General features: G+C 44.5%; 2 protein-coding genes. Both read left to right on the forward strand.

Annotated features, from left to right (window positions below; genetic code table 11):
- Nucleotides 1-1,221, forward strand: a 1,221-nt coding sequence (locus NBH14_RS28570) for an SLBB domain-containing protein (RefSeq protein ID WP_250818012.1), incomplete at its 5' end; no start/stop codon positions are given.
- 42 nt (nt 1,222-1,263) lie between these two features.
- Nucleotides 1,264-2,319 (forward strand): Wzz/FepE/Etk N-terminal domain-containing protein (locus tag NBH14_RS28575; RefSeq protein WP_250818013.1); only part of this gene is annotated, 1,056 nt, incomplete at its 3' end.

Below are 2,319 nucleotides of genomic sequence, written 5' to 3' on the forward strand. Positions count from 1 at the left end.
GGTACGGTTCATACGGTCCGTCAACTGGTTGATCAGGCAGCCGGTTTGAAAGGAGATGAGTTTACCGGCCGTGCCCAGATTACCCGTTTGAATCCGGATTTCACAACGACTGTTATAGCCGTAAACATTCGTGGCATTCTCAGTGGCACGTCTCCGGATATAGAACTTAAACCGGAAGACCAACTGAACATTCCATCCCTGTTTGACCTTCGCGAACCTTATACGATCAAAGTAAGTGGAGCGGTAAATTACATAGACACTGTCCTTCCTTACCGGAATAACCTGACCGTTGAAGATGCCATTATGATGGCCGGCGGATTAAAGGAATCGGCAGCAACGGTCAATGTGGAAGTAGCCCGAAGGATTAAGGATGCAAAGACTTACGAGAACACTAACCGTACGGCCGAAGTATTCAATTTCGCATTGAACGATAATTTGGGCTTAATTTCTACGGATGGAAAGAAAAGCGATACGGTCTTTACATTGGAACCGTTCGATGAAGTGTATGTGCGTTTCTCACCGGGTTATCAGGAACAACAGGTGGTGAAGGTAAATGGTGAAATTACTTTTTCCGGCGATTACGTACTGGCCGAAAAGAACTCCCGTCTAAGTGATATCATAGCCAAAGCCGGAGGAATAACTCCTGATGCCTATGTAAAAGGAGCAAGCCTGAAACGCCAGCTAACAGAAGATGAGATGCGCCGCCTGGAAACTCTGCTGCAACTGAGTTCCAATAAACAGAGCCGCGATTCGGTGGCTTTGTCACTGGAAAACATCAAAGACTACTCGGTGGGTATCGATTTGGAAAAGGCTTTGGCTAATCCAGGAAGTGCGCACGATGTGGTATTGCGTGATGGGGATGCGCTCTATATTCCTCAGTTGCAAAGTACGGTAAAGATAAACGGCGCCGTAACTTATCCAAACAGCGTGACCTATACGAAAGGAATGTCTGTTGGAGATTGTTTGTCGCAAGCCGGCGGATATAACGATATTGCCCGTAAATATCCGGTCGTAATCTATATGAACGGTAAAGTTGCAACAACGAAGAAATGCTTTATCTTCTTTAAACGTTATCCGAAGGTAGAACCCGGGTGTGAAATCGTCGTTCCGACCAAGACACAGCGCGATCGTAAAACCAGCCTGGCGGAGGTACTGAGTATAGCCAGTTCAACCACTTCGATGGCAGCCATGGTCACCTCTATCATCAACACGCTGAAATAATTTTCAATTTTCAATCTTTAATTTTCAATTAACAAAGTGGATATGATTCAAATGAATGCTCCTGACACAGATAATGCACAGGAGATAGACTTGATTGAACTGGCTAAACGTTTATGGAGTGAACGCAAGTTCCTTTTTAAATGTTGCGGAATTGCAGTTATAGTCGGTCTTGTCGTAGCTTTCAGCATACCGAAAGAATATAGTACAACCGTAAAACTGGCACCCGAAACATCCGACCCATCCAAAAAGATGGGGAATCTGGGTGGATTGGCAGCCATGGCAGGGATTAACCTGAACAGTTCTTCGGGAGCGGATGCCATCTCCCCAGACCTGTATCCGGATGTAGTCAGCAGTATTCCTTTTTTACTGGAGTTATTCCCCGTACAGGTAACAAATGAGGAAGGGGATTATTCTGCATCCTTATATGATTATATGGATGATCACCAGAAAAGTGCGTGGTGGAGTTATGTGGTACAGACTCCGTTCAAACTGTTAGGTGTTGTGAAAGATTTGTTCTCAAAAGAAGAACCGGTAAGTAGTGGAGAATTGACTTCTTTCAGGTTGACAAAGGAACAGGCAGATGTTATAAAGGATTTACAGGAACGTATTTCCGCTTCTGTGGATAAAAAGACATCGGTAATCACTGTCTCCGTTCAGATGCAGGACCCGTTGATCTCAGCGAATATCACTCAAATTGTATTGGAAAAACTTCAGGGATACATTACTAATTACCGTACCCAAAAGGTAAAGCAAGACCTTGAATTCGCAGAGAAAGTATTCAGCGAAGCCCGTGAGTCCTACTATAAAGCACAACGTGCTTATGCGGCCTTTGAGGATGCCAACAAAAATATCATCTCAGCCAGCTACCGCACGGAACAGGAACGTTTAAAGAATGAAATGACATTAACCTTCAATGTATACAATACGCTGGCCCAGAAGTTGGAACAGGATAAACTCCGTGTACAGGAACAGACACCGGTGTATACAATAATACAACCTGCCACTGTCCCTTTAAAAGCTGCTTCTCCCAAGAAGCAGCTGATTCTGATCGGATTTGTATTCCTTGCCATATTCGGCGGAATCGGTTATCTGTTTATC

The sequence above is a fragment of the Parabacteroides caecihominis genome (genome assembly GCF_023656785.1).
Lineage (GTDB): Bacteria > Bacteroidota > Bacteroidia > Bacteroidales > Tannerellaceae > Parabacteroides > Parabacteroides segnis.